This window comes from Mesorhizobium sp. WSM4829 (genome assembly GCF_055811475.1).
Map to the genome: position 1 here is coordinate 72,230 of NZ_JBVVQJ010000005.1, position 25,904 is coordinate 98,133.

Annotated in this window: 25 protein-coding genes and 1 tRNA gene; 12 read left to right on the plus strand and 14 right to left on the minus strand. The window is 62.5% G+C overall.

Annotation, left to right across the window (positions count from 1 at the left end; translation table 11 throughout):
* Positions 1-61: 61 nt before the first annotated feature.
* The 5 genes from AC0L17_RS06800 to hflX all read left to right on the plus strand — a co-directional run bounded on the left by AC0L17_RS06800 (position 62) and on the right by hflX (position 6,527).
* A complete protein-coding gene (locus AC0L17_RS06800) occupies positions 62-2,347 on the plus strand; it encodes a sensor histidine kinase NtrY-like (RefSeq protein WP_473515242.1) in 2,286 nt (761 codons plus the stop codon).
* Positions 2,337-3,698 (plus strand): nitrogen assimilation response regulator NtrX, encoded by a 1,362-nt coding sequence (gene ntrX / locus AC0L17_RS06805; RefSeq protein ID WP_027153990.1) that lies wholly within the window; start codon positions 2,337-2,339, stop codon positions 3,696-3,698. The genes AC0L17_RS06800 and ntrX overlap by 11 nt, the downstream gene beginning before the upstream one ends.
* Positions 3,699-3,883: 185 nt before the next feature.
* Positions 3,884-4,744, plus strand: coding sequence for a D-amino-acid transaminase (locus tag AC0L17_RS06810; RefSeq protein ID WP_473515243.1), 861 nt, complete (start codon positions 3,884-3,886; stop codon positions 4,742-4,744).
* Positions 4,745-4,889: 145 nt separating this feature from the next.
* The gene (gene hfq / locus AC0L17_RS06815; protein ID WP_006202172.1) at positions 4,890-5,135 is read left to right on the plus strand and encodes an RNA chaperone Hfq; all 246 of its coding nucleotides are present in this window, start codon (positions 4,890-4,892) and stop codon (positions 5,133-5,135) included.
* Positions 5,136-6,527, plus strand: coding sequence for a GTPase HflX (gene hflX / locus AC0L17_RS06820; protein WP_128174488.1), 1,392 nt, complete (start codon positions 5,136-5,138; stop codon positions 6,525-6,527).
* Between the two features lie 6 nt (positions 6,528-6,533).
* On the opposite strand, the gene mazG is transcribed toward hflX, so the two are convergent.
* The 3 genes from mazG to AC0L17_RS06835 all read right to left on the minus strand — a co-directional run bounded on the left by mazG (position 6,534) and on the right by AC0L17_RS06835 (position 9,980).
* On the minus strand, positions 6,534-7,358 hold the full coding sequence (gene mazG / locus AC0L17_RS06825) for a nucleoside triphosphate pyrophosphohydrolase (protein WP_473515244.1): 825 nt from the start codon (positions 7,356-7,358) through the stop codon (positions 6,534-6,536).
* Between the two features lie 87 nt (positions 7,359-7,445).
* Entirely contained in the window at positions 7,446-8,630 is a 1,185-nt protein-coding gene (locus AC0L17_RS06830; RefSeq protein ID WP_473515245.1) for an amino acid aminotransferase, read from the minus strand.
* 183 nt (positions 8,631-8,813) lie between these two features.
* A complete protein-coding gene (locus AC0L17_RS06835; RefSeq protein WP_473515246.1) occupies positions 8,814-9,980 on the minus strand; it encodes an OpgC family protein in 1,167 nt (388 codons plus the stop codon).
* A gap of 360 nt (positions 9,981-10,340) precedes the next feature.
* On the opposite strand from AC0L17_RS06835, the gene AC0L17_RS06840 reads away from it, so the two are divergent.
* The 5 genes from AC0L17_RS06840 to AC0L17_RS06860 all read left to right on the plus strand — a co-directional run bounded on the left by AC0L17_RS06840 (position 10,341) and on the right by AC0L17_RS06860 (position 13,452).
* Positions 10,341-10,859: a sigma-70 family RNA polymerase sigma factor gene (locus AC0L17_RS06840; protein WP_287066635.1), complete on the plus strand. Its 519-nt coding sequence runs from the start codon at positions 10,341-10,343 to the stop codon at positions 10,857-10,859.
* A gap of 8 nt (positions 10,860-10,867) precedes the next feature.
* Positions 10,868-11,641: an anti-sigma factor family protein gene (locus AC0L17_RS06845; RefSeq protein WP_473515356.1), complete on the plus strand. Its 774-nt coding sequence runs from the start codon at positions 10,868-10,870 to the stop codon at positions 11,639-11,641.
* A gap of 21 nt (positions 11,642-11,662) precedes the next feature.
* Positions 11,663-12,379 (plus strand): Bax inhibitor-1/YccA family protein, encoded by a 717-nt coding sequence (locus AC0L17_RS06850; protein ID WP_473515247.1) that lies wholly within the window; start codon positions 11,663-11,665, stop codon positions 12,377-12,379.
* A gap of 123 nt (positions 12,380-12,502) precedes the next feature.
* Complete coding sequence (locus AC0L17_RS06855) at positions 12,503-13,069, plus strand: DUF2076 domain-containing protein (protein ID WP_473515248.1); 567 nt, start codon at positions 12,503-12,505, stop codon at positions 13,067-13,069.
* 230 nt (positions 13,070-13,299) lie between these two features.
* Positions 13,300-13,452 carry a hypothetical protein gene (locus tag AC0L17_RS06860; protein ID WP_473515249.1) on the plus strand — a complete coding sequence of 51 codons (153 nt, stop codon included), beginning with the start codon at positions 13,300-13,302 and terminating at the stop codon, positions 13,450-13,452.
* 33 nt (positions 13,453-13,485) lie between these two features.
* On the opposite strand, the gene AC0L17_RS06865 is transcribed toward AC0L17_RS06860, so the two are convergent.
* From AC0L17_RS06865 to AC0L17_RS06875, 3 genes are all read right to left on the minus strand, one after another.
* Complete coding sequence (locus AC0L17_RS06865; RefSeq protein WP_473515250.1) at positions 13,486-14,097, minus strand: cysteine hydrolase family protein; 612 nt, start codon at positions 14,095-14,097, stop codon at positions 13,486-13,488.
* A 124-nt stretch (positions 14,098-14,221) separates the two neighbouring features.
* The gene (locus tag AC0L17_RS06870) at positions 14,222-15,133 is read right to left on the minus strand and encodes an agmatinase (RefSeq protein ID WP_473515251.1); all 912 of its coding nucleotides are present in this window, start codon (positions 15,131-15,133) and stop codon (positions 14,222-14,224) included.
* A gap of 244 nt (positions 15,134-15,377) precedes the next feature.
* Positions 15,378-16,325 (minus strand): homocysteine S-methyltransferase family protein, encoded by a 948-nt coding sequence (locus AC0L17_RS06875; RefSeq protein ID WP_473515252.1) that lies wholly within the window; start codon positions 16,323-16,325, stop codon positions 15,378-15,380.
* A 243-nt stretch (positions 16,326-16,568) separates the two neighbouring features.
* Between AC0L17_RS06875 and AC0L17_RS06880 the strand changes: the two genes are divergently transcribed.
* Positions 16,569-17,222: a TetR/AcrR family transcriptional regulator gene (locus AC0L17_RS06880; protein WP_091591074.1), complete on the plus strand. Its 654-nt coding sequence runs from the start codon at positions 16,569-16,571 to the stop codon at positions 17,220-17,222.
* Between the two features lie 54 nt (positions 17,223-17,276).
* Here the strand turns inward: AC0L17_RS06880 and AC0L17_RS06885 are convergent, their stop codons facing one another.
* The 8 genes from AC0L17_RS06885 to AC0L17_RS06920 form a co-directional block, all read right to left on the minus strand.
* Positions 17,277-17,747, minus strand: a complete 471-nt coding sequence (locus tag AC0L17_RS06885; RefSeq protein ID WP_473515253.1) for a YbaK/EbsC family protein — start codon at positions 17,745-17,747, stop codon at positions 17,277-17,279.
* Positions 17,748-17,762: 15 nt separating this feature from the next.
* Positions 17,763-18,581 (minus strand): MBL fold metallo-hydrolase, encoded by an 819-nt coding sequence (locus tag AC0L17_RS06890; RefSeq protein WP_023799206.1) that lies wholly within the window; start codon positions 18,579-18,581, stop codon positions 17,763-17,765.
* Positions 18,582-18,584: 3 nt separating this feature from the next.
* Positions 18,585-19,379: a TatD family hydrolase gene (locus tag AC0L17_RS06895; protein ID WP_473515254.1), complete on the minus strand. Its 795-nt coding sequence runs from the start codon at positions 19,377-19,379 to the stop codon at positions 18,585-18,587.
* Positions 19,379-20,932: a methionine--tRNA ligase gene (gene metG / locus AC0L17_RS06900; protein ID WP_473515255.1), complete on the minus strand. Its 1,554-nt coding sequence runs from the start codon at positions 20,930-20,932 to the stop codon at positions 19,379-19,381. Before metG ends, AC0L17_RS06895 begins: the two co-directional genes overlap by 1 nt.
* An 80-nt stretch (positions 20,933-21,012) precedes the next feature.
* Positions 21,013-22,068, minus strand: coding sequence for a DNA polymerase III subunit delta' (locus AC0L17_RS06905; protein ID WP_473515256.1), 1,056 nt, complete (start codon positions 22,066-22,068; stop codon positions 21,013-21,015).
* Positions 22,065-22,736, minus strand: coding sequence for a dTMP kinase (gene tmk, locus AC0L17_RS06910; protein WP_473515357.1), 672 nt, complete (start codon positions 22,734-22,736; stop codon positions 22,065-22,067). The genes AC0L17_RS06905 and tmk overlap by 4 nt, the downstream gene beginning before the upstream one ends.
* Positions 22,737-22,800: 64 nt before the next feature.
* Entirely contained in the window at positions 22,801-23,967 is a 1,167-nt protein-coding gene (locus tag AC0L17_RS06915) for a D-alanyl-D-alanine carboxypeptidase family protein (RefSeq protein WP_473515257.1), read from the minus strand.
* Between the two features lie 208 nt (positions 23,968-24,175).
* Entirely contained in the window at positions 24,176-25,405 is a 1,230-nt protein-coding gene (locus tag AC0L17_RS06920; protein WP_473515258.1) for a septal ring lytic transglycosylase RlpA family protein, read from the minus strand.
* A 407-nt stretch (positions 25,406-25,812) separates the two neighbouring features.
* Here AC0L17_RS06920 and AC0L17_RS06925 point away from each other — a divergent pair.
* A tRNA-Ser gene (locus AC0L17_RS06925) sits at positions 25,813-25,902 on the plus strand.
* Positions 25,903-25,904: the final 2 nt, after the last annotated feature.

Here is a 25,904-nt window from a genome sequence, read left to right on the forward strand (position 1 = left end):
TTGCATAATCGCCACAATGCGTTGCATACATCCGACGCAATCACTGGCTCTAGACGGCGACATGGCTCCACGGGCATCGAGACTGAGCGAAACGCTTTTCAGCGAACCCCGCACAAGTGACGGGCGCCGGCTGCTTGCGCTGCCGGGCGTGGTGGCAATTGCCGGTGCGCTGGTTACGGCGGCGATCTCCTTTGCCATCCTCGTCGGTGCCACGCCGATCACGCCGGACGAGAGCACAACCCTGGCGCTAATCGCCGTCAATGCGGCGTTCATCCTGTTCCTGATCGCGCTGGTTGGCCGCGAAGTACATCGTATCGTGATGGCGCGCCGGCGCGGCAAGGCGGCGTCGCGGCTGCATGTGCGGATCGTCGCGATGTTCGCGCTGGTCGCCGCGATTCCCGCCATCATGGTGGCGATCATCGCCTCGATCACGCTCGATATCGGTCTTGATCGCTGGTTCGAAATCCGCACCAAGACGATCGTCAATTCGTCGCTGTCGATAGCCGATGCCTATGTGCAGGAGAACGCGCGCAACCTCCAGGGAACGACCCTGTCGATGGCTTACGATCTCGACGCCTCCCGCACGCTCTACGGCCTCGATCGAACCGGCTTCCTCGATCTGATGAACAAGGAAGCCGTTGGACGCTCGCTGGCCCATGCCGCACTGATCAGGTCCGACGGTTCGTTCGTCATGAGCGCCAAGACCGACGCCGATTTTGCCATGCCGGAGCCGCCGGAAGGCGCCATGAGCGGTGCCGCTGACGGCAGGCCGGTGCTGATCGAGCCGAAGACGCGCAACATCATGGGCGCCATCGTCAAACTGCGCGAGATCGAAGGGCTCTATCTCTACACCATCCGGCTCGTCGATCCCGAGGTGATCAAGGCGCGGCAGATTGTCAGGTCCAACACCGACGAATATCGCGGCCTCGAAGACAGTCGCCGCACCTCGCAGGTGGCCTTTGCACTTCCCTATTTGTCGCTGACGCTGATCATCATCCTGTCCGCCATCTGGACCGGCATCGCCGTGGCCGACCGCCTGGTGCGGCCGATCCGCCAGCTCATCGGCGCGGCCGACGAGGTCGCGACCGGCAATCTCGACGTTGCCGTGCCGGTTCGGCCCTCCGACGGCGACGTCGCCTCGCTCGGCGACACCTTCAACAAGATGCTGCTGGAACTGAAATCGCAGCGTAACGAGATTCTGTCCGCCAAGGATTTGATCGACGAGCGGCGGCGTTTTTCGGAAGCCGTGCTTGCCGGTGTCACCGCCGGCGTTATCGGCGTCGATCCGTATGGCATCGTCACCATCGTCAACCGGTCGGCCGAAACGATGCTGGCCATATCCGCCACCGCCGCACTCGGGCAAAATCTCTCCGCCGTGCTGCCGCATGTCGGCCGCGTCTTCGAGATCGGCCGCAAGTCGGGCAAGCCTGTCCATCGCGAACAGGTGACCTTCTATCGCGCCGGTGCGGAGCGCACCTTCAACGTGCAGATCACGGTCGAGGCCGGCGACGACGGTTCGGAGGAGAAATCCTATGTCGTGACGGTGGACGACATCACCGATCTGGTCCAGGCGCAGCGTTCCTCGGCCTGGGCGGATGTGGCGCGGCGCATCGCCCACGAGATCAAGAACCCGCTGACGCCGATCCAGCTTTCGGCCGAGCGCATCAAGCGCCGCTACGGCAAGGTCATCACCGAAGACCGCGAGGTTTTCGATCAGTGCACCGATACGATCATCAGGCAAGTGGAGGACATCGGCCGCATGGTCGACGAGTTCTCCGCTTTCGCACGCATGCCCAAGCCCGAAATGAAGGCCCTCGATTTGCGCGAATCGTTGCGCGAAGCCTCGTTCCTCGTCGAGGTGAGCCGCTCCGATATCACCTTCGAGCGCGTATTCGGCAACGAACCGCTCAAAGGCACGTTCGACAGCCGCCTGATGGCGCAGGCCTTTGGCAACGTCATCAAGAATGCAGCCGAGGCGATTGACGGACTTGATCAAAAGGACCGCTCGCACGGCATAATCCGGATTCAAGCCGGGCGCCAGAATGGTACGATTCGCATCGATGTCATCGACAACGGCAAGGGCTTGCCGCGCGAGAACCGCCAGCGATTGCTCGAGCCTTACATGACGACACGCGAGAAGGGCACCGGGCTCGGCCTCGCTATCGTCAAGAAGATAGTGGAGGACCATGGCGGCCGGCTCGAATTGCATGACGCGCCGGCGGATTTCCACGACGGGCGAGGCGCGATGATCAGCATCATCCTGCCGCTCGCCGCCACCGTGCCGTCGCGCGGCGAAGGCAGGACAGAACCCGAAAGAGAAACTGAAAAGGTCGATAATGGCGTCTGACATTCTCATCGTCGATGACGAGGAAGACATCCGCGAACTTGTCGCCGGTATCCTGAGCGACGAAGGTCACGAAACCCGCACGGCATTCGATGCCGACAGCGCCCTGGCGGCGATCGCCGACCGGGCGCCGAGGCTGATTTTCCTCGACATCTGGCTGCAAGGCTCGCGTCTGGACGGACTGGCGTTGCTGGACGAGATCAAGACGATGCATCCGAGCCTGCCGGTGGTGATGATCTCGGGCCACGGCAACATCGAGACGGCGGTCTCGGCCATCCGCCGCGGCGCCTATGACTTCATCGAAAAACCGTTCAAGGCCGACAGGCTGATCCTCATCGCCGAACGTGCCATTGAAACCTCGAAGCTGAGGCGCGAGGTTTCGGATCTCAAGCTGCGCAGCGGCGAAACCTTCGACCTGATCGGCATGTCGTCGGCGATGAGCCAGTTGCGCCAGACCATCGAGCGCGTCGCGCCGACCAACAGCCGCGTCATGATCATCGGCCCCTCCGGCTCGGGTAAGGAACTCGCGGCACGCGCCATCCACACGCTGTCGGCGCGCAAGGGCGCCCCGTTTGTCACGCTGAGCGCCGCCAACATCACGCCCGAACGCATGGAGGTCGAGCTGTTCGGCACCGAATCAAACGGTGTCGAACGCAAGGTCGGCGCGCTTGAGGAAGCCCATCGCGGCATTCTCTACATCGACGAAGTGGCCGACATGCCGCGCGAAACGCAAAACAAGATCTTGCGTGTGCTGGTCGAGCAGCAGTTCGAGCGGGTAGGGGGCACCAAACGGGTCAAGGTCGATGTCCGCATCATTTCGTCGACGTCGCAGAACCTGGAGGCGATGATCGCCGACGGTCGTTTCCGCGAGGATCTCTATCACCGCCTGGCGGTGGTTCCGGTCATGGTGCCGGGATTGGCCGAGCGGCGTGAGGACATCCCCTATCTTGTCGACAATTTCATGAAGCAGATCGCCCGTCAGGCCGGCATCCGGCCGCGGCGCATCGGCGACGACGCGCTGGCGGTGCTGCAGGCGCACAACTGGCCAGGCAACGTTCGCCAGTTGCGCAACAACGTCGAGCGGCTGATGATCCTGGCGCGCGGCGACGATATCGACGCACCGATCACCGCCGATCTCTTGCCTGCCGAGATCGGCGATGTCATGCCGCGCACCCCGAACCAATCCGATCAGCACATCATGGCGCTGCCGTTGCGTGAAGCGCGCGAACAGTTCGAGAAGGACTATCTGATCGCCCAGATCAACCGTTTTGGCGGCAACATCTCGAAAACGGCCGAGTTCATCGGCATGGAGCGCTCGGCGCTTCACCGAAAGCTGAAATCGCTGGGCGTCTGATAGCCAATCCGGTCGTGGCCTACGCAATTATCGATTACGGCGGCGGCGGAATCGCATAAGAAGCGCTGCCGCGCGTCTTTTGGGACGCGCAACGACGCTGTAGCATTTTGTTTTTTGCGCATGCTCCTTCCCGAAAATAGAGTCCGATTTTCGGGGTCATGCGCTGACTTCTTCAGGGGTGACCCATGCCGCGCATTGCCTATGTGAACGGGCGCTATATCGCTCACGCCGACGCTTTCGTGCATATCGAGGACCGTGGCTATCAGTTCGCCGACGGTGTCTACGAGGTCTGCGAGGTGGCGCGCGGCTTCATCGTCGATATGCCTCGCCATCTCGGACGGCTGAACCGCTCGCTGGCCGAATTGTCGATCGACTGGCCGGTCACGCCGGGCGTGTTGCCGATCATCCTGCGCGAGGTGGTCCGCCGCAACCATGTCGCCGATGGCCTGGTCTATCTTCAGGTGACGCGCGGCGTCGCCGGCCGTGATTTTGCTTTCCCGGCCGGCACGAAGCCGTCGCTGGTGGTTACCGCCAGGAAAGCCGACCCCGCTGCTGCCGCCAGGAGGGCCGAAAGCGGAATCAAGGTCATCACCGTGCCGGAGAACCGTTGGGACCGGGTCGACATCAAGTCGGTCGGCCTGCTGCCAAATGTGCTCGCCAAGCAGAAGGCCAAGGAAGCCGGCGCCCAGGAAGCCTGGTTCGTCGATGCCGACGGCACCGTCAAGGAAGGTGGGTCGTCGAACGCCTGGATCATCACCAGGGACGGCGTGCTGGTGACGCGTCCGGCCGAGCACGGCATCCTGCGCGGCATCACCCGCACCACGCTGTTCGACGTGGCCGCCAAGCTCGGCCTGAAGATCGAGGAGCGGGGCTTTTCGGTCGCCGAAGCCAAGGCCGCGCGCGAGGTTTTCATCAGCTCCGCGACCACAATCGCCATGCCGATCGTGGCGATCGACGGTGCTCCGGTCGCCAACGGCCATCCGGGCTCGATAACACTTTCCTTGCGGCACGCCTTTTTTGACGTTGCGGAAAAAAGTCCAGCCTGATAACCGCACAGGTGGAATGAACATCAATATATCTCGTTCTGCTTGTCGTTATTGACGGCAAGACGGTGTTTGCGCGCTTGACATGTGCCAGTTAATTTGGCGCAGTGGCCTGCAAACCGAAGGGGATCGGCGAAAGACAAGAACAATGGCGGAACGATCGCAAAATCTTCAGGACCTGTTCCTGAATTCAGTTCGCAAAAGCAAAAACCCACTCACCATCTTCCTCATCAACGGCGTGAAGCTGACCGGCGTGGTCACTTCCTTCGACAATTTCTGTGTTCTGCTGCGTCGAGACGGCCACTCCCAGCTCGTCTACAAGCACGCCATTTCCACGATCATGCCGAGCCAGCCGGTTCAGATGTTCGATGGCGAGGAAAGCCAGGGCGCCTGATTGGCACGTAAGAAAGACGCGGATCGCAGCGTTCGCGAAAAACCAGCATATCAGCCGGGGGCGGAGGCCGAAGGCCCGACCCGGGCCGTGGTCATCGTGCCGGTGCTTACCCGCCAGCCGCGCGGCGACGAGGACACCAATCGCCCGCGTCTGACGCGTTCTGCCGAGGCCCGCCACGACGAGGCGGTTGGTCTTGCCCAAGCCATAAACCTCGACCCGATCCATACCGCGGTTGTGACCGTCAACGATCCCCGGCCTGCAACCCTGCTCGGCAGCGGCAAGGTCGCGGAGTTCGCCGAGATCGTCAAAGAGGGCCGTGCCGAACTGGTCATTGTCGATCATCCGCTGACGCCGGTGCAGCAGCGCAACCTGGAAAAGGAATTGAACGCCAAGGTGCTGGATCGCACCGGCTTGATCCTGGAAATTTTCGGCGAGCGCGCGCGGACCAAGGAAGGCACGCTGCAGGTCGATCTGGCGCACCTCAACTATCAGAAGGGCCGGCTGGTGCGAAGCTGGACTCACCTCGAGCGCCAACGCGGCGGTGCCGGTTTCCTCGGCGGCCCTGGCGAAACGCAGATCGAGTCGGACCGCCGTGTCCTGCAGGACAAGATCAACAAGCTCAAGCACGAGCTGGAAACAGTGCGACGCACCCGTGACCTGCACCGCGCCAAGCGCAAGAAGGTGCCGTTCCCGGTCGTGGCCATTGTCGGCTATACCAACGCCGGCAAGTCGACGCTGTTCAACAGGCTGACCGGAGCTGGGGTGCTGGCCGAGGACATGCTGTTCGCCACGCTCGACCCGACACTGCGTCGGGTGCGGCTGCCGCACGGCACGCCGGTCATCCTTTCGGACACCGTCGGTTTCATTTCGGACCTGCCGACGCATCTGATCGCGGCCTTCCGGGCAACGCTCGAAGAGGTGGTCGAGGCCGATCTCGTCATCCATTTGCGCGATATTTCGGATCCCGACACGGCCGCCCAGGCCGAGGATGTCGAGCGCATCCTCGCCGATCTCGGCGTCGATGCCGGCGACGGCAGGCGCGTCATCGAAGTGTGGAACAAGATCGACCGGCTCGATGAGGGCAACCGGGAGCGGTTGCTCGCCGACGGGATCGACGGCAGCAAGGCACCGCCGATTGCCATATCGGCCGCCACCGGCGAGGGCATCGATGTGCTGAAGGCGATCATCGAGACACGAGTTTCAGGCGAACTGGAAACGCAGACCGTCACGCTCAAGCCTGACCAGCTTGGGTTCGTCGACTGGCTCTACCGCAATGGCGACGTGGTCTCGCGCACCGACAATGAAGATGGCGGTATAACCGTGTCGCTCAAAGCGACGCGAAGCGCACACGAAGAGATAGAAACCAGATTGCACCGTAAAAACAACGGGTAATTTCTGTTACTTCGCGCTTTTAGCTTGCTGCCAAAGCGCCTCCATCTCGTCGAGCGTCGCCTTTTCCAGGGTGTTTCCGGACCTTTCCAGCGCGTGCTCGACATAGTGGAACCGCGAGCGGAATTTCTCGTTGGTGCCACTGAGCGCCGCTTCGGAATCAACCTTGAGATGACGCCCGAGATTGACGACGGCAAACAGCATGTCGCCGAACTCGTCCTTGATCGAAGCCGTATCGCCCTTGGCAAGGGCCTGGCGCAACTCGCCGATCTCTTCATCGATCTTGTCGAGGATCGGCGTGGCCTCGCTCCAGTCGAAACCGACGCGGGCCGCCTTTTCCTGCAGCTTGAGCGCCCGCGTCAAAGCGGGCAGGGCGACCGGTACGCTGTCCAGAAAACCCTTGCCATGATCCTCCGGATCGTGCCCGCGGGCGAGGCGGGCGTTTCGCTTTTCGGCTTTTTCCTCGGCCTTGATCTTCTCCCACATGCCCTTGGCCATGCCGGCGCTGCGCGCCTCATCGTCGCCGAAGACATGCGGATGGCGGCGGATCATTTTTGTGGTGATGGCCTGGACCACGTCGCCAAAGGCGAATTCACCGGCCTCCTCGGCCATCTGCGCATGGTAGACGACCTGCAGCAGCAGGTCGCCGAGCTCGTCGCGCAGATCGTCCAGGTCGCCACGCGCGATGGCGTCCGCCACCTCGTAGGCTTCCTCGATCGTGTAGGGCGCGATGCTCGAGAAATCCTGCTCGACGTCCCACGGGCAGCCGGTTTCCGGCGCCCGCAGCGCCGCCATGATCTCGATCAGCCGGGAAATATCTTTCGAAGGTTTCATCGGTCGCATGCTAGCCTGCGTCCGACGGTGCAGCCAACGCCGTCGCAAGGCGAGGGGCGATTGTCCACAGCGCTGCTGCTCAAAACCTCAGTCGAGCACAGAGACGATCGCCTTGGCGAGCGCGTCCATGCCGTCCTCCGGCAGGCCGGCGACGTTGATGCGGCTGTCGCCGACCATATAGACGCCGTGCTCGGCGCGCAGCCGCTCGACCTGCGCTTCGGACAGGCCAAGCCGGGAAAACATGCCGCGATGGCTGGCGACGAAATCGAAGCGATCGGAATTGGACTGCCGCCGCAGCGCTTCGGCGAACTGCACCCGAAGCCGCAGCATGCGCAGGCGCATCTCCTCGAGCTCCGCTTCCCAGTCGGCGCGCAGCGTGGCGTCTTCAAGCACGATGCGCACCGCGGCCGCGCCATGGTCCGGCGGCATCGAGTACATGGCGCGCGCCGCCGACAGCATCTGGCTCATTGCGACATCCGCCTGCGCGCTGTCTTTTGCCAGGATCATCGCCGCGCCGACGCGGTCGCGATACACGGCAAAGTTCTTCGAGCAGCTCGAGGCAACGACCATTTCCGAGACTTTCGCCGCCAGCAGGCGCAAGCCGGCGGCGTCAGCGTCCAGGCCCTCGCCAAACCCCTGATAGGCAATGTCGACAAAGGGCAGCAGGCCGCGCTCGACGACGAGGTCTGCTATTTCGGTCCACTGCGCGGTGTCCAGATTGGCGCCTGTCGGATTGTGGCAACAACCATGCAGCAGCACCACGTCGCCGCTCCTGGCGGTCGCCAGCGCGCTCATCATGTCGGCGAAGCGAACAGCACCTGAGGCGGCGTCGAAATAGGGATATTCGCGTATCTGCAGGCCGGCGGCGCGCATCACCGGCATGTGGTTCGGCCAGGTCGGGTCCGACAGCCAGATCGTCGCGTCGGATCGCGTCCTCTTGAGCAGCTCGGCCACCAGCCGCAGCGCGCCCGAGCCGCCGGGCGCCTGCGCCGCACGGATGCGCGTCAGCTCGGCCGCAGGGCCAAAAACCAGCCTCGCCATCGCCGTGTTGAAGCCGGCGTCGCCGGCAAGGCCAAGATAGGTCTTGGTATCCTGGCTCTGCAGCAATCGCTTTTCGGCTTCGCACACGGCGCGCATCACCGGCGTCTTACCATCGCGATCCTTGTAGACGCCAACGCCGAGGTCGACCTTGCCGGGGCGGGGATCGGCACGATAGAGGCCGATCAAGGCGAGGATCTTGTCGGCTGGGGCAGGCTGGAGGTCTTCGAACATCGGCGCGGTTTCCGTTGGCGGCGGAGTGATACGCAAATCGGCTGTGCTGCGCCAGCGGTTTTCAGTTGCGCCAGGCGGAAAACCGCCAACCGGGCGACAGGACACAGCAATCCAAAGCGTGGCCTGGAGGCGAGGCTGGCACCGTCGAAAGACCTTGATCGCACGGCGAGTCGCGCCGTTCTATCATGCCGGTTTGAGAGCAGCAGACGGCAAGGCGGCTCCAGATTGCCGCTTCGTGCCGCCCCAACCGATCCGCGGCAACCATTCGAGGTAGTAGGCGAAGCCGAACTGCAGCGCGATGCCTGTCGAGATCAGGATCGCGTCGTAGAGGAGGCCGCCTGGGCTGACGACCTTCATGACCTGCGCGATCATGGCGAGGATCGTTCCGGCGATGAAGACCGGCAGCGAATGCTTGCCGAGAACCGCGAGCGGGTGTCCGGGCCTCGTCTTCGCCAGGTTGGAAAGCGCCGGGATTGCCACGATCAGATAGGCGATCGCCAGAATGTGCATGAGGCGCGACAGCGACAGGAACGTCTTGTCGAAGCCAGTCAGCACGGTAGGCAGGCCGGAGGCCGTCTCGATGCCCCACAGCGGCAACCGCACCCAGATCAGCGCGCCGACCAGATACAAGACGGCCGCGCTCGCCATCATCCAGTTGAAGCGGATTTCGCCGCCGCGCTTGATATGCAGCATGCCGGCGATGCCGATGACGAAGAGAAACTGCCAGGAGAGCGGGTTCAGGAACCAGAAGCCGTCGCCGGGAAAATTTGAAGGCGCGATCTGGAAAATGCCGGCGATGAGCCAGAGGAGAGCGGACGCAGCGAGCATCAGGCGCAGGCTGAAAGTGCCGATCCACAGGAAAACCGGCATCATCAGAAGTACGACGGCATACATGGAAAGAATGTTGTTATAGCCGATCTGATGCCCGAGCGCCGCGATGCCGAGCAGCGCTTCCGGCGTGTCCTCGATGATCATCTGGATGTTGATCAGCTTCAAAAGATCGGGCCGCGAGAAATGCAATGCAGCCGCCGAGAAGATCGCCAGCGTCGCGACAGTGGTCATGACGTGGGTGACATAGAGGACACCGGCACGCCGCCAGGCCTTCAGGGTGATGAGCAACCGATTCCCCGGCTGGAACTTCAGTCCGTAGGCGAGCCCAACGGCAATCCCCGAAATCAGCACGAAGGCTTCGGCCGAATCGGAAAAGCCGAAATTCTTGTGCGTGACATACTCGAAGATCGTCCCCGGCACGTGGTTGACGAAGATCGTCAGCAGCGCTAGCGCGCGGAAGACATCGATGCGGGTATCCCGCTGGGCTGGCACATTGCCTGTCATGTCGGGGCTTGTCATGTCGGGTCGATAATTCGTTGAACAAAAGCGGGCCCAAAGCGCCGTCGGCGAAGGGAAGATTCGGCGGTGAATGTTTCCTGCCTATAACTCGCAAGTGCCCCGAAAAAGATGACACTTTCGCGATATTTCGCGTCACAAATTAATTCAGGGATAAACATCGAAATCCCCGGTGGCGCTAAAACCGCGCGGCGAATTGAGGCGGCTGCGGGGAGGGCCGCTCGTTCCCGGACAAGGAATCGTACGCGCGCTGGTGGCGTAGTACCGGCTGTGCCTGACATCCCGGATCGCAAAAAACTCAAAAAACGCAAAGAGCGGGATTAAAAGCCTGCCATGCTCCGTAAACAGGACGTGAGAGGGTCGATGCCACGCTTCGATATCGTAGGACAGCTTGGTTCTTTGCGCCGCTACGCGCGTTCTCTGACGCGCGACAGCGCGGAAGCAGAGGATCTTGTGCATGACGCGCTGGTGCGTGCCTATGAGCGGCGCGGCACCTTTCGATCCGGCGGAAACCTGCGCGCATGGCTGCTGTCGATCGTCCACAACGCTTTCATTGACGGCTTGCGGTCCCGCAAATCCGAAGCGGCGCGCGTCGAGCAGGCCGGATATCTTGCCGACGCCAGTATGCAGGCACCCCAGGAGCATTCCGTCCGCCTGGCACAGGTACGCGAAGCTTTTTTCAAATTGCCGGATGAGCAGCGTTCGGCGCTGCATCTCGTCGCCATCGAGGGACTTACCTACAGCCAGGCGGCAGAGGCCAGCGGCGTACCGCTGGGTACGCTGATGTCGCGCATCGGCAGGGCGCGCGCAGCGCTTCGCGAGATGGAGGACAAATTGCCGGCACATGCGAAAAGCCACCTCAAGATCGTGGGAGGCCCGTGATGTCCATGATGAGCGAACTGCGCGACCCGGTGACCGATGCCGACCTCGACGCCTATGTCGACGACCAGCTGGACGTTGCCCGCCGCATTGAGGTCGAGGCGTTTCTGTCCGCCCGTCCGGAGGCTGCCGCCCGCGTGATGTCCGACCTCAGGACGCGCGACGAACTGCGCGTGGCGCTTGCCGGATGCAAGGGCATGGCGCGGCCGGCGACGGCTGATGCGGCACGGCGGCTGGAACGGGGACTGGCTCGAGGGCGCGCCTTGCGCACGTTGCAGCGGGCTGCAGCGGTCGCAGTCCTGGTGGCTGCGGGCTGGTTGGCCAACGGGATCGTCGGGCCGATATCGGTGACGAAAGTCGTCGCCTCGACCCAGCCGCCCGTCTATCTGGAAGAGGCGATCCGGGCACATAGGACGACGATCCTGCGCGAGGCGATGTCATCCCAGCCCGAAGCGCCGGACTACGATGCGGACGAAATCCGCGCCGCCACGGCGATCGTCATGCCGTCGCTGCCGAAGGACTGGAAAGTCCGTGACGTCCAGATCTATCCATCACAGTTCGGCCCGAGCGTCGAGATGGCTGTCGAAACAACAGACCTGGGGCTGGTCTCGCTGTTCGCGATCAGGCCCGGAACGTTCGACGTGGTCCAGCCGACCGTCGCCCCGTCGGGCGAAATTTCCTCGGCCTATTTCCAGATCGGCGAAGTTGCTTACGCAGTCGTCGCCCGAAGCGGTGTCCGCGATCTCGATCGCACCGCAGAAACGCTCGCCAACACGCTTTACTGACCTTCACAAAGGAGAAGCCGCATGAACACCCCCAATCTAGGATACCGCACCGGTGTCGGAGCCCAGGCCGGCGCCGTCTATGACGAAGGCCTGCGCCAGCACATGCTGCGCGTCTACAACTACATGGGAGTTGGCCTCGTCGTTACCGGCGTGATCGCCTTCGTCGTGGCTTCGACGCCAGCCCTCTACGTGCCGATCTTTTCCACTCCGTTGAAGTGGGTGGTGATGCTGGCACCGCTCGCCTTCGTGCTGCTGTTCTCGTTCCGGATGCAGACGATGTCCGCGGCCGGCGCTCAGGCGATGTTCTGGGCATTCTGTGCGGTCATGGGCCTGTCGCTGGCATCCGTGTTCCTGGTGTTCACCGGGACCAGCATCGCGCGCACCTTCTTCATCGCCGCCACCATGTTCGGCGCGACCAGCCTTTACGGCTACACGACCAAACGCGACCTGACCCAGTTCTCGTCCTTCCTGATCATGGGTCTGATCGGCGTGGTGATCGCCAGCATCGTCAACATCTTCCTCGGCTCGACCGCGCTCCAGTTCGCCATCTCGGTGATCGGCATCGCCGTGTTCATCGGCCTCACCGCCTGGGATACCCAGACGATCAAGGAGCAATTTGCTGAAAACTTCGGTGCGGAATCGCAGCAGAAGCTCGCCGTCTTCGGTGCATTCTCGCTCTATCTGAATTTTATCAACATCTTCCAGCTGCTGTTGAACTTCACCGGCGAGCGCGAATAGCCGCGTCAAATCCATGCATGTCGCGGCAGCATTTTTGGAGCAGCGACATGCATAACAGAGACTTGAAGCGCGTCGCGAAAATCTTTCGGAACGCGGCGCGCCTGGATATCGGAGTTGCTTGCCATGGACAGGAACGACCAGCAGGCGATCGCCAATCTTTTCGAGAAACTTGCGAATGTCGAGCGGCAGACGCCGCCGCGCGACGCCGAAGCGGAACGCTTCATCAACGATCAGATTGCCCGGCAGCCCGGCGCCCCATACTACATGGCGCAGACGATCGTTGTGCAGGAACAGGCGCTGAACGCGGCACAGTCCCGCATAGAAGAACTGGAACAACAGGCACAGCAGCCTGCCGGCGGCGGATTGCTTGGCCGCCTCTTTGGCAGCAGCGGCGCCAGGCGCTCGGGTTCGGTGCCGCGGGTCGGGCGCACCGCTGCCGCTCCGCCGCAGGAGCCGCTCTCGGGCAATGATCGGCGCAGGGCAGACGGCGGTTTCCTCGCCGGAGCCGCGCAGACCGCGATGGGCGTTGCCGGCGGCGTGCTTCTCGGCAACGCCATCGCAGGCATGTTTGGCGGAAGCCAAGCGCAGGCAACCGAGCCGGCGGCGTCACAGCCAGACGAAGCCGCTGCCGACCAGGCAGGCGACGCCGGCTCCGATGGCGGCGGCGATTTCGGCGATATTGACTTCTGACGAGGAGCGGCAGGCGCGCAGGGCGGTCTGCCCAGGAAATCGGCCTTCGCGCGAGTCTACGGTGTCGTAGCAGATACTGCTCAGCAATTCCCGGCGTTGGTTTTGAGTGTCTGGCAGCGACAAGGCGAAGGGCAGGGTGCGGCCCTAAGCCGCCATGTCATCAACCTAAAGTAAACGATGCGGTGCAATCATAGCGGCAGGGCGATGACGACTTTGGGGTCGGATATACGATGGGTGATTTGCTCCAATTTCTCGGTGACGTGCTGAGTAACTTGATATCGGGCAATCCTTCAAAGTCGAAATTCATGCGATGGTTGGAACGCGCCGTCATTGCAATTGTAATGGGCCTGATCCCGCTGGTGCTTTATCGGATGTACTCGTGATGATGACCGCAGTCGGCGCCTTTCAGACGTTCATTAGATTGCGCCGAGAGCTTTAACGATCTCAGAAACAGTCGCTATTTTGGCTATCTTGCCGTTCATGTAATCCAGGGAGACGCGCGCGTGCTCTGCGTCGTAGGAGCCGACGCATTCCTCGGCCAGGACCACCCGGAAATCTTGTTGATAGGCGTCCACCGCAGCCGTGCGGATGCAGGCGTGCGTATTGACGCCGCATAGAACCAGTTCATCGATGCCCATTTCCGCCAGTAGCTCGTCAAGTCCGGTCTTGAAGAACGCGCTGTAACGCTTCTTGATGATCGTCGCATCCCTTGGCTGCCAATCGAGCCCCGCGTGAAGCTGGGCACCTCTCGTGCCCTGAATTGTAACGGCGATACGTTTGTCGCGCATCTCAAGGAATGCGTCGCTGAGATCCGGCCGGAACTCCTGCCGCACCCAGATAACCGGGAGCTGTAAACTTCTGAAAGCGCCGACCAACCGGTTGGTATTCTGAACCAGTCGATTGGCCCTATCTGCGTCCCACAGGTCGAGATATTCATTCAGCAGGTCGATGATGATGAGGCAGCGTTTGACCATCGTCGAGCTGTATGAATCGTTGAATGCAGTTTTGTGACAGGCAAGGGCGGTCACATTCCCTGCAAGTAGACATGTCATCAAACGACGACGAGGCCCTCCTGGCACTGACCGGAGCGCCCGACCGGCGTCAGGCGGATGAAACCTTGTCGGCCATCATGCTACGAGAGGAAGCTGGGCTTCAAATCTGCCGGACGATGGTGCCGATCACATTGACGAGAAGGCGCGCGGCGGTCAGGGCCGACAGGCCGTCAATGTCGGCCGGAGGATAGAGCTCGACGAGGTCGAATCCGGCGATCCTGGCTCGCTTGCCGAGGCCCGCGACCAGGTCGATCACCTGAGTGTAGGTGAGGCCGCCGGGCGTACGCGCCGCCACGCCCGGCATGATGCCGGGATCGAGGCCGTCGCAGTCGAGGGTGACGACGACCCGCGCTCCTTCCGGAATATGCTGGAGAGCGGCTTCGACGCCGTGGGCGTGAATTTCGCGGGCGGTCACCAAGCGGCTGCCATAGTGCCTCGCCGCTTCGATTTCGCTGAGGCGTGCGCTGCCGACGCCACGGATGCCGACCTGCACGATGCCGGCGACATGCGTCATCTCGCTCGCCCGGCGCATCGGGTTGGAATAGCCGTAGCGTTCGCCATGCAACTCGTCGCGCCAGTCGATGTGGGCGTCGATCTGCAGGATCCAGACCGGCCCGTGATCCGCAAAGCCGGCGAATAAGGGAATGGGCACGGAATCGTCGCCGCCGAGCAGGATCGGTACGGCCGGCAATGCCAGAATCTCGCGCGTCTTCGCCTCGATCCGGGCCCGGTTGCCGGGATTGTCATGCATGGTTGTCGGGATGTCGCCGGCGTCGATGCAGCAGACCGGCTTACCGTCGAACAGCGGGCCGCCGAGATCGAAATCCCAGTGCTCGACGAGTTCGGCATCGACTTGGCTCGCATCGCGGATGGCGTCGGCGGCCAAGGCATAACCGCTGCTGTCCTTGCCGGGATAGGTGCTGCCGTGACCGGCTCCGAAGATTACCGCACGGGGCGTGTGGCCATTGGCGAGGCGATCGGGAAAGCCGAGAAAGGGAGGCGAGGCGGTCATTTCATGATTGCCGTTTGCTGTAGGAGCGAAATCCTACGCTAAGCCCATCGACGCAAAAATCAGAGAGGCTTTCCGTCGGTTCACGCTGAGAATTCCACCCATCAGAAAGTCGCATAAGATAGATTATGGAACTGATGTGCGTTGTGATTGCGTTGCTTTTCGGCCCAACCGCAGTTCCTTGTTCCTTTGGAACCAGCGGAACTGCGGTTGATAGCGTTGCGTCTCCTGCGACGCACACAAGTTCCTACGCCGCCTGTGGCACGCAGGCCTCGCAGATCGCCGCGACGTGCCGGTGGTCGGTGCCGCAGCAGCCGCCCAGGATGCGCATCGTCGGAAACGAGGCTGTCAGCCTGCTGTAGCGCCGCCCGAGATCGTCCGGGTCGCCCGCGTCGAGCGTTTCCGATTCGTCCAGTTCGGCATGGCTTTTGGTTGAAGCGTTCGCCTTCACGCCATAGACGCGATCGAGCCAGCGCTCGCCCTTGTTCAGCGCCTGCATGAAATGCGTCGGATGGGCGCAGTTGATCATATAGTAGGCCGGCGCACCGTCTGTCGCGTCGTCGACCCTGTCGATCGCCTCGCCGAGCGTCGTGCCGGTCACCAGCTTGCCGTCCGTCTCCACCGTGAACGAGATCATGCACGGCATGGCATGCGCCTTGGCAGCCCGCGCCACGCCGATTGCCTCGTGGAAATTGGTGAGCGTATAGGCCGCAACCATGTCGGCCTCGGTCCGCGCGAAACTCTCGATCTGCGCCGCGTGATAGGCTTCCGCCTCGCTGGCGTCCATCTTGCCGGCTTTGTAGCCGTCGCCGCGCGGCCCGATCGCACCGCTGATGACGCACGGCGTTTCGGCGGTCTCGAACTCATTGCGCAGGTCGAGAAGAAGCTCGATCGAGGCCTCGTTGACGGCCCGCAACGCTTCCGGCCCGTAGCCGAGCAAGGTTCCCCAATCGGCGTTGGCTCGCCACGTCGGCGTGTCGAGGATGAAGCCGGTCCCATTTCTGCGCGCAATGGTCAGATAACGGACAAAATATTCCCTCAGCTTCTGCCGGCCTTCAGCCGTTGCCATCAGCGTGAATGAAGCAAAGTGCGGAAGGTCGAGGCCTTCGTGAAAGATGAGGGTCGTTTCCATGCCGCCATCGCTCAGGAATGTTCTGTTGGCGAGTTGCGGCAGATTCTGGCGGTACTTGGCCATGTTTGTCTCCAGTGGTAAGATGACACCGTGCCGACCTGATGGCGGCCGGTTCGCAATAGCCACGTTTTAGCAGTACGTGCCGCCGGTGCGGTAGAAGGCTTGTGGTCCGGTACTCCACCGAAGCGGAAACCGCAGCAATTACAGACGGATAGCCGCGCTGGGCCGGTCATATTGCTATCGGTGCCGATGGTGGCGGGTGTGAAAACCATACCGCCGGTACAGTAGATCTGAGGGCATTCGGCCATGCGCAAAGGTGCGGAAACGCGCGAACGCATTCTGGAGATCGCCGAGGCCTCGGTGCTCGCCAAGGGCTTCGGCGCGACGTCCATCGAGGAGGTGATCGCCGAAGCCGGCATCACCAAGAGCGGCTTCTTCTATCATTTCAAGGACAAGAACGAACTCGCCCGCGCCTTGATGCTGCGCTACGTCGAGGAGAACGACCGCATCTTCGATGATGTGTTTCACCGCGGCCGGCAATTGTCCGATGATCCGTTGCAGTCGTTCCTGATCACGCTCAAGCTGCTTGCCGAGCTGATGGGTGACTTGCCGAACGGCCACCCAGGCTGCCTGATCGCGACGTTCACCTATCAGGAGCGCCTCTTCGACCGCACCGTTCGCGACATCGCCGCCGCCGCCGTCCGCTCCTGGAACGGGCGGTTTCGCGACGCGCTGAACGAGATCGCGGCCGTTTATCCTGCCCGCAAGGGCATGGACCTCGACGACGTCGCCATCATGTTCTCCTGTGTGATCGATGGCGGCATCATCATGTCGCGCGGGCTCGGCGACCCGCGTGTCCTCGAACGCCAGATCCTCGCCTTCCGCAACGTCGTAAAGATGTTGTTCGCGCCGGCGGCGCCCGAAATCATGCAGCCGCCCACCGCAGTCGCCGCCGAATAGAGTGCGCCAGTCGGCTCGCTGCAGCCTCGAGACTGCGTATCAGGCGCGTTCGATTCAGACTGCCAGTGTCGCCACGACAGCTTGCGCTGCCTGGACCATCGCCTGTGGTTCGGCGGCGAACACCGCGTCGTGGGCGCCGGCCGCAGCCCAAACGCGATCGAAGCCGAGCAGCGTTTCGTCGGCGAACGCCGAGATCGCAATCAGATGGCCGATCGGCGCCACGCCGCCGATGGCAAAGCCGGTCTCGTCGCGGATCTGCCGCGGGTCGGCGCGCTTCAGCGGCTCGCCGGCCAGTGCGGCAGCCCTGGCCAGATCGAGCTGGTTGGAGCCGGAAACCAGGAAGAGAAACAGCTTTCCGCTGGTTTCTCCCTGGAACACCAGGGATTTGACGATCTGGGCGACTGTGCAGCCGCATTGCGCGGCGGCTTCCTCGGCGGTGCGTGTCGAGGCGCCCATGCGCCTGATTTCGATGTCGAGGCCGGCATCGGCCGCTGCCCTGGTCACACGATCAATGCTTCCAGCCATGAAGAACCGAACCTATCATGCAGATTCATAAGGGATTTCGATCGTCATGCCGTCATAGGCCGGGTCGACGTCGGCCGGCGTCTCGGCCATCACCGCAGCGTAGTCGAGCGGCACATGCATATGCGTCAGTACGGCCTTTTTCGGCGCCAGTTTTTCGATCCAGCCGAGTGCCTGGCCGAGCGACAGATGGCTCGGATGCGGCCTGTATTGCAGCGCATCGATGACCAGCACGTCGAGATCGCGCAGCCGTTCGGCGGTGGCGTCGGGGAAATCACTGACATCGGGGCAATAGGCGAGGCCGCCGATGCGAAACCCAAGCGATATGATGTCGCCATGGATCTGCGGCAGCGGCTCGAGAGTCAGGGCACCCCCCTCACCTTCGATCACCACCGGCCTGGCATGGTCGATGATATGGGGCTCGACAATGGGCGGATAGGAACTGCCTAACGGTGTTTCGAAACAATAGCCGAATGCTTCCCGTAACCGCAGCATGGTCGGCTGGTCGGCGTGGATATCGATCCGATGACGCTGCTCGAGCACGAAGCCGCGCAAATCGTCGATGCCGTGGATGTGGTCGGCATGCGGATGCGTATAGACGACCGCATCTATGCGCCTGACTGAAGCCAGCAGCATCTGCGCGCGGAAATCCGGCCCGGTGTCGATGACGACTGTGGTCCTGTCGCCGTTTGCCGCGATCCGCTCGATGAGCGCTGCGGTGCGCATGCGCCGGTTCCTCGGATTGGCCGGATCGCAATTGCCCCAGTCGCCGGTGATGCGCGGCGTGCCCGGCGATGAGCCGCAGCCGAGAATGGTGAGGCGCAGCCGGTCGCTCATGCGTCAAACGCTCAGCGCGGTCGGGCGCGGCATCTTGCTGAACAGCCGGAAGAAATTGTCCGTGGTGACAGCGGCGATGTCAGCCTCGCTGACGCCGATCATTTCGGCCAGCACCTTGGCCGTATGCGCGACATAGGCAGGCTCGTTGCGCTTGCCGCGAAACGGTACCGGCGCAAGGTACGGCGCGTCGGTTTCGACCAGCAGGCGGTCATGTGGCACATCGGCGGCGATGGCGCGCAGCTCGGCTGAATTCTTGAAAGTCACGATGCCGGAAAAGGAAACATAGCCGCCGAGCGCCACGCCGATTTCGGCCAGCCTGCGCCCTGACGAAAAACAGTGCAGGATGAACGGGAAGGCGCCCTTCCCTGTTTCCTCCTCGAGGATATCAGCCATGTCGCTGTCGGCATCACGCGCGTGGATGACCAGAGGCAGGCCCGTCTCGCGTGCTGCGGCGATGTGCGTGCGAAAGCCCTGCGCCTGCGCATCGCGCGGCGCATGATCGTAGAAATAGTCGAGCCCGGCCTCGCCGATCGCCACCACTTTGCGATGAGCGGACAGCCGGACAAGCGCCTCGACAGTCACGTCCAGCTCCTCGGCGGCGTTGTGAGGATGGGTGCCGACAGAGCAATAGACTTCGTCGAAAGATTCAGCGATCTCAAGCACTTGTTGGAACCGCTTCACACGCGTCGAGATCGTCACCATGCGACCGATTCCAGCGGCCAAGGCGCGGGCGACGATGGCCGCCCGCTCCTCTGCGAAATCCGGAAAGTCGAGATGGCAGTGACTGTCGACCAACATCAGATGTTCGCGTCCGGTTGCTCGACGTAACGCGGAAACACGCCCTCCGGCGCGGGCAGAGTAACCCCCGATACCAGCGCATGGTCCGCGTGGACATGCACGAAATCGCGGCTGTCCGCCGGTACGGCCAGCAGGTCGAGCAGCTTGGCGGCCGATCCCGGAATGAAGGGCTGGCACAGCAGCGCCACGCGTCGGACGACTTCCGCAGTCGTCCACAGCACCGTTTCCATGCGCGCCGGATCGGTCTTTCTGAGCGCCCAGGGTTCCTGCGAGGCGAAGTAGCGATCGGCCTCCGCCACGACGCCGAAGATCGCCGCCAGCGCTAGATGGATGCCCTGCTCCGCCATCATCTTGCGAGCAGTAGCAAGCGCCTCCACCGTCTGGTCGAGGATCGCCCTGTCGGCCTCCGCCAACTCGCTGCGTTTCGGCACTACGCCGCCGCAGTTCTTGGCGATCATCGACAGCGAGCGCTGCGCCAGATTGCCAAGGCCGTTGGCGAGGTCGGCATTGGTCCGGTTGACGATGGCGTCGTGGCTGTAGCTGCCGTCCTGGCCGAACGGCACTTCGCGCATGAAGAAATAGCGCACCTGGTCGAGACCGTAATGCTCGATCATCGCGAACGGATCGACGACGTTGCCGACCGATTTCGACATTTTCTCGCCGCGGTTGAACAGGAAGCCGTGACCGAAGACACGGTTCGGCAAGGGGAGTCCTGCCGACATCAGGAAGGCCGGCCAATAGACTGCGTGGAAGCGCACAATGTCCTTGCCGATGATGTGTGCATCGGCAGGCCAGAAGCGCCAATTGTCAGCATTTTCATCGGGATATCCGGCAGCGGTGATGTAGTTGGTCAGCGCGTCGACCCAGACATACATCACATGCTTCTCGTCGCCCGGCACCGGAACGCCCCAGTCGAACGTGGTCCGCGAAATCGAAAGATCCTTCAGGCCCGACTTGACGAAACTGACCACCTCGTTGCGCCGTTCGGCCGGGCCGACGAAGTCGGGCTGGTCTTCGTAGAGTGCCAGCAGCTTGTCCTGATAGGCCGACAGACGGAAGAAATAGCTCTCTTCCTCAACCCATTCGACCGATGTTCCCTGCGGCCCGTAGCGGAGATCGTCGGCGCGGACCTCAGTTTCTTCTTCACCGTAATAGGCTTCGTCGCGTACCGAATACCAGCCGGCATAACCGCCCTTGTAGATGTCGCCATTGGCGGCCATCGCCTTCCAGATCGCCTGAGAGGCTGCGTAGTGCCGCTTTTCGGTGGTGCGGATGAAATCGTCATTAGAGGCGTTGAGCGCAACGGCCATGCGCTGGAAGTCGGCCGAATTGCGGTCGGCCAGTTCACGCGGCGAAATACCTTCCTTCTTCGCCGTCTGCAGCATCTTGATGCCGTGCTCGTCGGTGCCGGTGAGGAAGAAGACTTGTTTGCCGTCGAGCCGCTGAAAGCGGGCGAGTGCGTCGGTGGCGATAAGCTCGTAGGCATGGCCGATATGCGGCTTGCCATTGGGATAGGAAATCGCCGTGGTGATGTAGAAGGTGTCGCGTGACATGAATTAACCGTCATGAATGTCTGAATGAAAGATGTCGGTGGATATCGCATCGAAACGGCGATTGCCATCCCGATGGGCCGTCACATTCGCATTGCAGAATTCAGGCGGTCGATCATGGTCAAGGCATGCTGCTTCTTGTCGAGATTGTAGGTGTCGGTTTCAGATATAGCGTTCAAAGCCTCGTGCCAAGTATCGGACAGCGTTTTGGCCCGCGCCAGATCGCCCGCCAGCGCGGCCTGGCTTGCGCCGGTCGAGAGCAGGTCGAGCGCCCGGCGATTGAAAATCTCGAACTGGATCGCCCGGTCGCGCCCGGCGACCGCCTCCGCGAGGCGATAGGCGCCGGCAACATCGCCCTTTGCCGCTGTCGCCAGGGCGTCGAGCGCCTCGGCGATTTCCAGCCCGCCATACTGCGTCAACAGGATTGCGGTGCGCGCGCTGCCCCCTGCCCGCTTGGCCAGTGCCGCGCGCGCCGCGGGATCGTCCGGTGGCGGTGGTTCGACGCTCTCCAGAACCGTCATCAGGCTCTCGGCATCGAGCGGCGTGAGCCGCACCATCTGGCAGCGTGAGCGGATCGTCGGCAACAGGCTGCCCGGCGCGTGGACGATGAGGATGAACAAAGTGCGTGCCGGCGGTTCTTCAAGATTCTTCAGCAAGGCGTTGGCCGCATTGGTATTCATGTCGTCGGCCGGGTCGACGATCACCACCCGGTAGCTGCCGTCATGCGAGGTCAGCGACAGGAAACGGCTGACCTTGCGGATCTCGTCGACAGTGACGACCGTCTTGAAGCTTTTCGTCTTGTCGTTCGGTGGGCGGGTCAGATGCAGCACCGAGGGATGCGCGCCGGTGGCGATCTGGCGAAACAGCGATGACGCCGGATCGGGAACGGCAAGGACCTCCGGGGCCTGTTCGAACGCCGGATGCTTCAACAGATGATGCGCCAGATGAAAGGCGAGCGTCGCCTTGCCGATGCCGACCGGCCCGACAAAGATCAGCGCATGCGGCAGCTTCCCGGAGCGATAGGCTGATGCCAGCATATTCGCTGCCTGGTCATGTCCGACCAGGCGCGGCGTCTCGGATGGCTCCGGTACGCCGTCAAGCGTGTCGTGCTGTTCTGGTGCGATCCGTTCGAAAATCATCCCGGCGCCTGCTTCCTGTGTCTCGGCGTCATCGTCTCCAGCGCCGCGAACACGGCGCCGGCGACGACATTCTCCACCGTGTCGGGGTCGGCGGAGGCGTCGACGACGATGCAGCGCTCGGGTTCTGCCGCGGCGATCGCCAGAAACGCTTCGCGGCGGCGCTGATGGATATCAAGCGTTTCCTTTTCGAAGCGGTCGGCGCCGGCATCGGTGCCCCGCCGTACCGTGGCGCGCCGCAGTCCTTCGGCCGGGTCGAGATCAAAGATCAGCGTCATGTCGGGCACCATGCCGTTGATGGCGACCTTTTCCAGCGCGTCCATGAAGGCTGGATCGAGGCCGCCGGTGACGCCCTGGTAGACGCGCGAGGAGTCCATGAAGCGATCACAAAGCACGATCGAGCCGCGCTCGACCGCCGGCCGGATGACCTGCTCGACATGGTCGGAACGCGCGGCGGCGAACAGCAGCGCCTCCATCCTGGGGCCGAATGGCTCGGCAGCGCCGGAAAGCAGCACATGCCGGACCGCCTCCGCGCCTGGCGAGCCGCCCGGCTCGCGCGTGACAACGACATCGTATTGCTTGGCGCGCATCTTGCCGGCCAGGCGCTCGATCTGCGTCGACTTGCCTGCCCCTTCTCCGCCTTCGAAGGTGATGAAGAATCCGCTCACCAAAGCCTTTGTCCATGCTGCGGGACCGTAATAGTCCTGACTTGAGAAAAGGTCCACGCCGCGGCTGCTAACGCAGCCAGCCGACCGCCAGTTCCTTGGCGGCATCGAGCGCGCGTTGCGGCAGCGAGCCGACGCCAACCGTTTCGGCGGCGAAAAGCGGCGTTTCCTGGCTCAGCGTGTCACCGATCCAGACCCGCAGCGCACCCACCGGTTGCCCCTCCTCCACGGGGGCTGCAACCGGTCCCTCATAGACGATCCTGGCGGTCAGCTTGTCGCGGTTGGCGATCGGCAGGAAGATGACCACGGGCGCTTTTGCCTTCAGCGCCACGCCGGATTTCGCGCCGCCGAAAACCTGGGCCTCGCCGACCACCTCGTCCTTGGCGAAAATCTCGGTTTTCTCAAAGGAACGAAGGCCCCAGTCGAGCAGCTTTCGCGCTTCTTCGGCGCGCTCGCGGTCGCTTGCCAGGCCGCTCATCGCCGCAATGACCCGCCTGCCACTGTGGCTGACCGAGCCGACGATGCCGAAGCCGGATGCCTCGCTCCTGCCCATCGCCAGGCCGTCGGCGCCGATATCCATCGCCAGCAGCGGGTTACGGTTCCTCTGGGTGATCTTGTTCCAGGTGAAGTCCTTCTGGCCGTAGTAGCGATAAAGGTCCGGGTACTCGCGCCAGATATGCAGGGCCAGGAGCGCAAGCTCTCGAACCGTCGTCTGCTGACCATCGGCCGGCAGACCGGTTGCATTGACGAATGTCGATTTCTCGAGGCCAATCTGCCTTGCACGCTCCGTCATCTCAGTCGCGAAATTCGCCTCCGACCCGGCAAACCCTTCTGCGATGATGATGCAGCCGTCATTGGCTGCCTGGACCGTCACGCCCTGGATCAGGTCTTGAAGCCGGATCGTCGACTTGAGTTGGGCAAACATCGTCGACGTTCCGGATGGCGCGCCGCCGGTGCGCCATGCGTTCTCACTCACCACGTATGTATCGTCGAGCGTCACGCGCCCCGATTTGATGGCGTTGAACACCACTTCCATCGTCATCAGCTTGGCCAGCGACGCCGGCTGAATCGGCCTGTCGGCATCCTTGGAAAGCAGCACCGTTCCGGTTTCGGCATCGATCATGAAGGCCTGCGCGGCCTTGGTTTCGAAAAGCTGCGCCGTGGCCGGAGCCAGCGAAAGCAGCAGGAGGCCAAAACCCAGAAGCCCGGCGAGAGGCGCGGCGAAGCGAAATTTCATGAGAAGTTCGACCTGTCAGCCGGTAGTTCCGGGCAAGCCTAAAGCGCGTCGCCTTCGACGACCTCACGCGACGTGCTTTAGGCTGTTGTTTTATGCATGTCGTTATCGCAAAACCGCTGCACACTTTTGCGCGACATGCATTATCAGGCTTTGTCCCGGCCGAGCAACCGTGCGATGGAGAACTGGCCAAAACTTCAGATTTTGCCGGTCAATTCCGAACCACGAGCGCGTCCGGCGCGCCATGCGACCATGCCGCCTGCAGCATCTCGTCCAGGCTGCCATGGCCGTCCGGGTAGAGATTGACCGAATACCAATCCTTGCCCTCGAATTCGGAGCGCTGGATTTCGGTCTTGCCAAAGCCGGAAAGCTGGGTTGCCACCTGCTGCGCCTCGGCGGCATCCTCGAACGAGCCCGCCGCGATATAGTCCGTGGGCGAAGCGGCCGAAGGACCTTGCCGCTTCCACGATTGAAGGATTTCGGCGGGCGACATGCCGGCGCCATCCAGCCCGGCAAAAACAACGGGGGCGCGCTGCACGCGTTCGCTCGCATAAGACAGCGTCGCTACGGCGAACGGCGATTGCGGCGGCAGATTGATCTGCGGCCGTTCCGGCACGATCGGCCCGAAATCGGGCAGCGTCACGCTGCCGGCGGCCGGCGTCTGCGCCGCCACGACCGGCTGTGCCGATGCGGAATTCGTCAACTGACCGGGAAAGGCAGCGGCGGCGGCCAACGCCGTGCTCGGCGATGGTCCGTTCATGGCGATCATGACGCCGGTGGGCAGGCCGTCCGACGGATCCGGCGCCCTGTTGCCGGGATGGTAAGAGGCCATCAGATAGTGTTCGTCATTGCCGTGAAGCGGCGCCCGTCCGACATATTCGACCTTCACCTTGGCCGTGCCGATATTGGCATAGTCGAGCATTTCGGCGGCGCGCTTCGACACATCGATGATGCGCCCGTCATGGTAAGGGCCGCGATCGTTGACGCGCACGACGACCGAGCTGCCGGTCTTCAGATTGGTGACCCGCGCATAGCTCGGCAGCGGCATTGTCGGATGCGCGCCGGTCAGATGTGTCATGTCGTAGACTTCGCCGTTGGCGGTCAGCCTGCCGTGGAAGGCTTCGCCATACCAGGAGGCGAGACCCTTCTTGGCGTAGCGCTTGTCTTCCTTCGGATAATACCACTTGCCGCGCACTTGATAGGGCTTGCCGAGCTGATCGCGTCCGCCGCCACGCTGCAGGCCCGACATCTTGAAGGTAACGCGCGGGCTGGCTTTTACGCCATATTCGGATTCGGCAAAATATTCCTTGGAGCGAGGCTTCTTGTTGACCATTGCCTTCGGCTGTGGCGGCGCCGCGCAAGCCGCCAGCAAGGCAGCCGACAGGGCACACAACGCGAAAGCGGAAGCGCGACGAAGACGCGGGCGCGTCGTGCTTGGCATTTTTCGATTGTCCCCTCTCAACAAAGGCGTCGCCACTTGAAGGTCGGCAAGGCCAAAACCTACCCGACAATGCCAGCGCCACCTTGATTCGCAATCCCTTGTGCACAGGAATTGTTTATCACCGTATTAACCGATTATGGTCGGAACCGGGCGAGATTGTGGCGCAAGCCGCCCCGGCGATGCTGGGAAAAATCACGGCGTTTCGAGCTTCGGCGCAGCGCTGCTCGTCCTGCTCAAGCCCCGCCGTCAAGCACCCGTGCCCTGCCCCTGGCAGGAACCGGCAACAGCCGGTTGACAGGACTTCATAGGGCGCACTAGAGCAATGAAGCGCGAACGATCTCCGAGGCGTGCCCACGGGGTACGCGTTAAGATCAGGACGAGCATCCAGGTGGTTGAAAAATCACGATGGAGGGATGGCCGAGCGGTTTAAGGCACCGGTCTTGAAAACCGGCGTGGGTGCAAGCCCACCGTGGGTTCGAATCCCACTCCCTCCGCCAAT

Coding starts and splice junctions, on each gene's coding strand:
- AC0L17_RS06800 (WP_473515242.1), top strand. CDS start 62: ATGGCTCCACGGGCATCGAGACTGAGCGAAACGCTTTTCAGCGAACCC.
- ntrX (WP_027153990.1), top strand. CDS start 2,337: ATGGCGTCTGACATTCTCATCGTCGATGACGAGGAAGACATCCGCGAA.
- AC0L17_RS06810 (WP_473515243.1), top strand. CDS start 3,884: ATGCCGCGCATTGCCTATGTGAACGGGCGCTATATCGCTCACGCCGAC.
- hfq (WP_006202172.1), top strand. CDS start 4,890: ATGGCGGAACGATCGCAAAATCTTCAGGACCTGTTCCTGAATTCAGTT.
- mazG (WP_473515244.1), bottom strand. CDS start 7,358: ATGAAACCTTCGAAAGATATTTCCCGGCTGATCGAGATCATGGCGGCG.
- AC0L17_RS06830 (WP_473515245.1), bottom strand. CDS start 8,630: ATGTTCGAAGACCTCCAGCCTGCCCCAGCCGACAAGATCCTCGCCTTG.
- AC0L17_RS06835 (WP_473515246.1), bottom strand. CDS start 9,980: ATGACAAGCCCCGACATGACAGGCAATGTGCCAGCCCAGCGGGATACC.
- AC0L17_RS06840 (WP_287066635.1), top strand. CDS start 10,341: ATGCCACGCTTCGATATCGTAGGACAGCTTGGTTCTTTGCGCCGCTAC.
- AC0L17_RS06845 (WP_473515356.1), top strand. CDS start 10,868: ATGAGCGAACTGCGCGACCCGGTGACCGATGCCGACCTCGACGCCTAT.
- AC0L17_RS06850 (WP_473515247.1), top strand. CDS start 11,663: ATGAACACCCCCAATCTAGGATACCGCACCGGTGTCGGAGCCCAGGCC.
- AC0L17_RS06855 (WP_473515248.1), top strand. CDS start 12,503: ATGGACAGGAACGACCAGCAGGCGATCGCCAATCTTTTCGAGAAACTT.
- AC0L17_RS06860 (WP_473515249.1), top strand. CDS start 13,300: ATGGGTGATTTGCTCCAATTTCTCGGTGACGTGCTGAGTAACTTGATA.
- AC0L17_RS06870 (WP_473515251.1), bottom strand. CDS start 15,133: ATGACCGCCTCGCCTCCCTTTCTCGGCTTTCCCGATCGCCTCGCCAAT.
- AC0L17_RS06875 (WP_473515252.1), bottom strand. CDS start 16,325: ATGGCCAAGTACCGCCAGAATCTGCCGCAACTCGCCAACAGAACATTC.
- AC0L17_RS06880 (WP_091591074.1), top strand. CDS start 16,569: ATGCGCAAAGGTGCGGAAACGCGCGAACGCATTCTGGAGATCGCCGAG.
- AC0L17_RS06885 (WP_473515253.1), bottom strand. CDS start 17,747: ATGGCTGGAAGCATTGATCGTGTGACCAGGGCAGCGGCCGATGCCGGC.
- AC0L17_RS06890 (WP_023799206.1), bottom strand. CDS start 18,581: ATGAGCGACCGGCTGCGCCTCACCATTCTCGGCTGCGGCTCATCGCCG.
- AC0L17_RS06895 (WP_473515254.1), bottom strand. CDS start 19,379: ATGTTGGTCGACAGTCACTGCCATCTCGACTTTCCGGATTTCGCAGAG.
- metG (WP_473515255.1), bottom strand. CDS start 20,932: ATGTCACGCGACACCTTCTACATCACCACGGCGATTTCCTATCCCAAT.
- AC0L17_RS06905 (WP_473515256.1), bottom strand. CDS start 22,068: ATGATTTTCGAACGGATCGCACCAGAACAGCACGACACGCTTGACGGC.
- AC0L17_RS06915 (WP_473515257.1), bottom strand. CDS start 23,967: ATGAAATTTCGCTTCGCCGCGCCTCTCGCCGGGCTTCTGGGTTTTGGC.
- AC0L17_RS06920 (WP_473515258.1), bottom strand. CDS start 25,405: ATGCCAAGCACGACGCGCCCGCGTCTTCGTCGCGCTTCCGCTTTCGCG.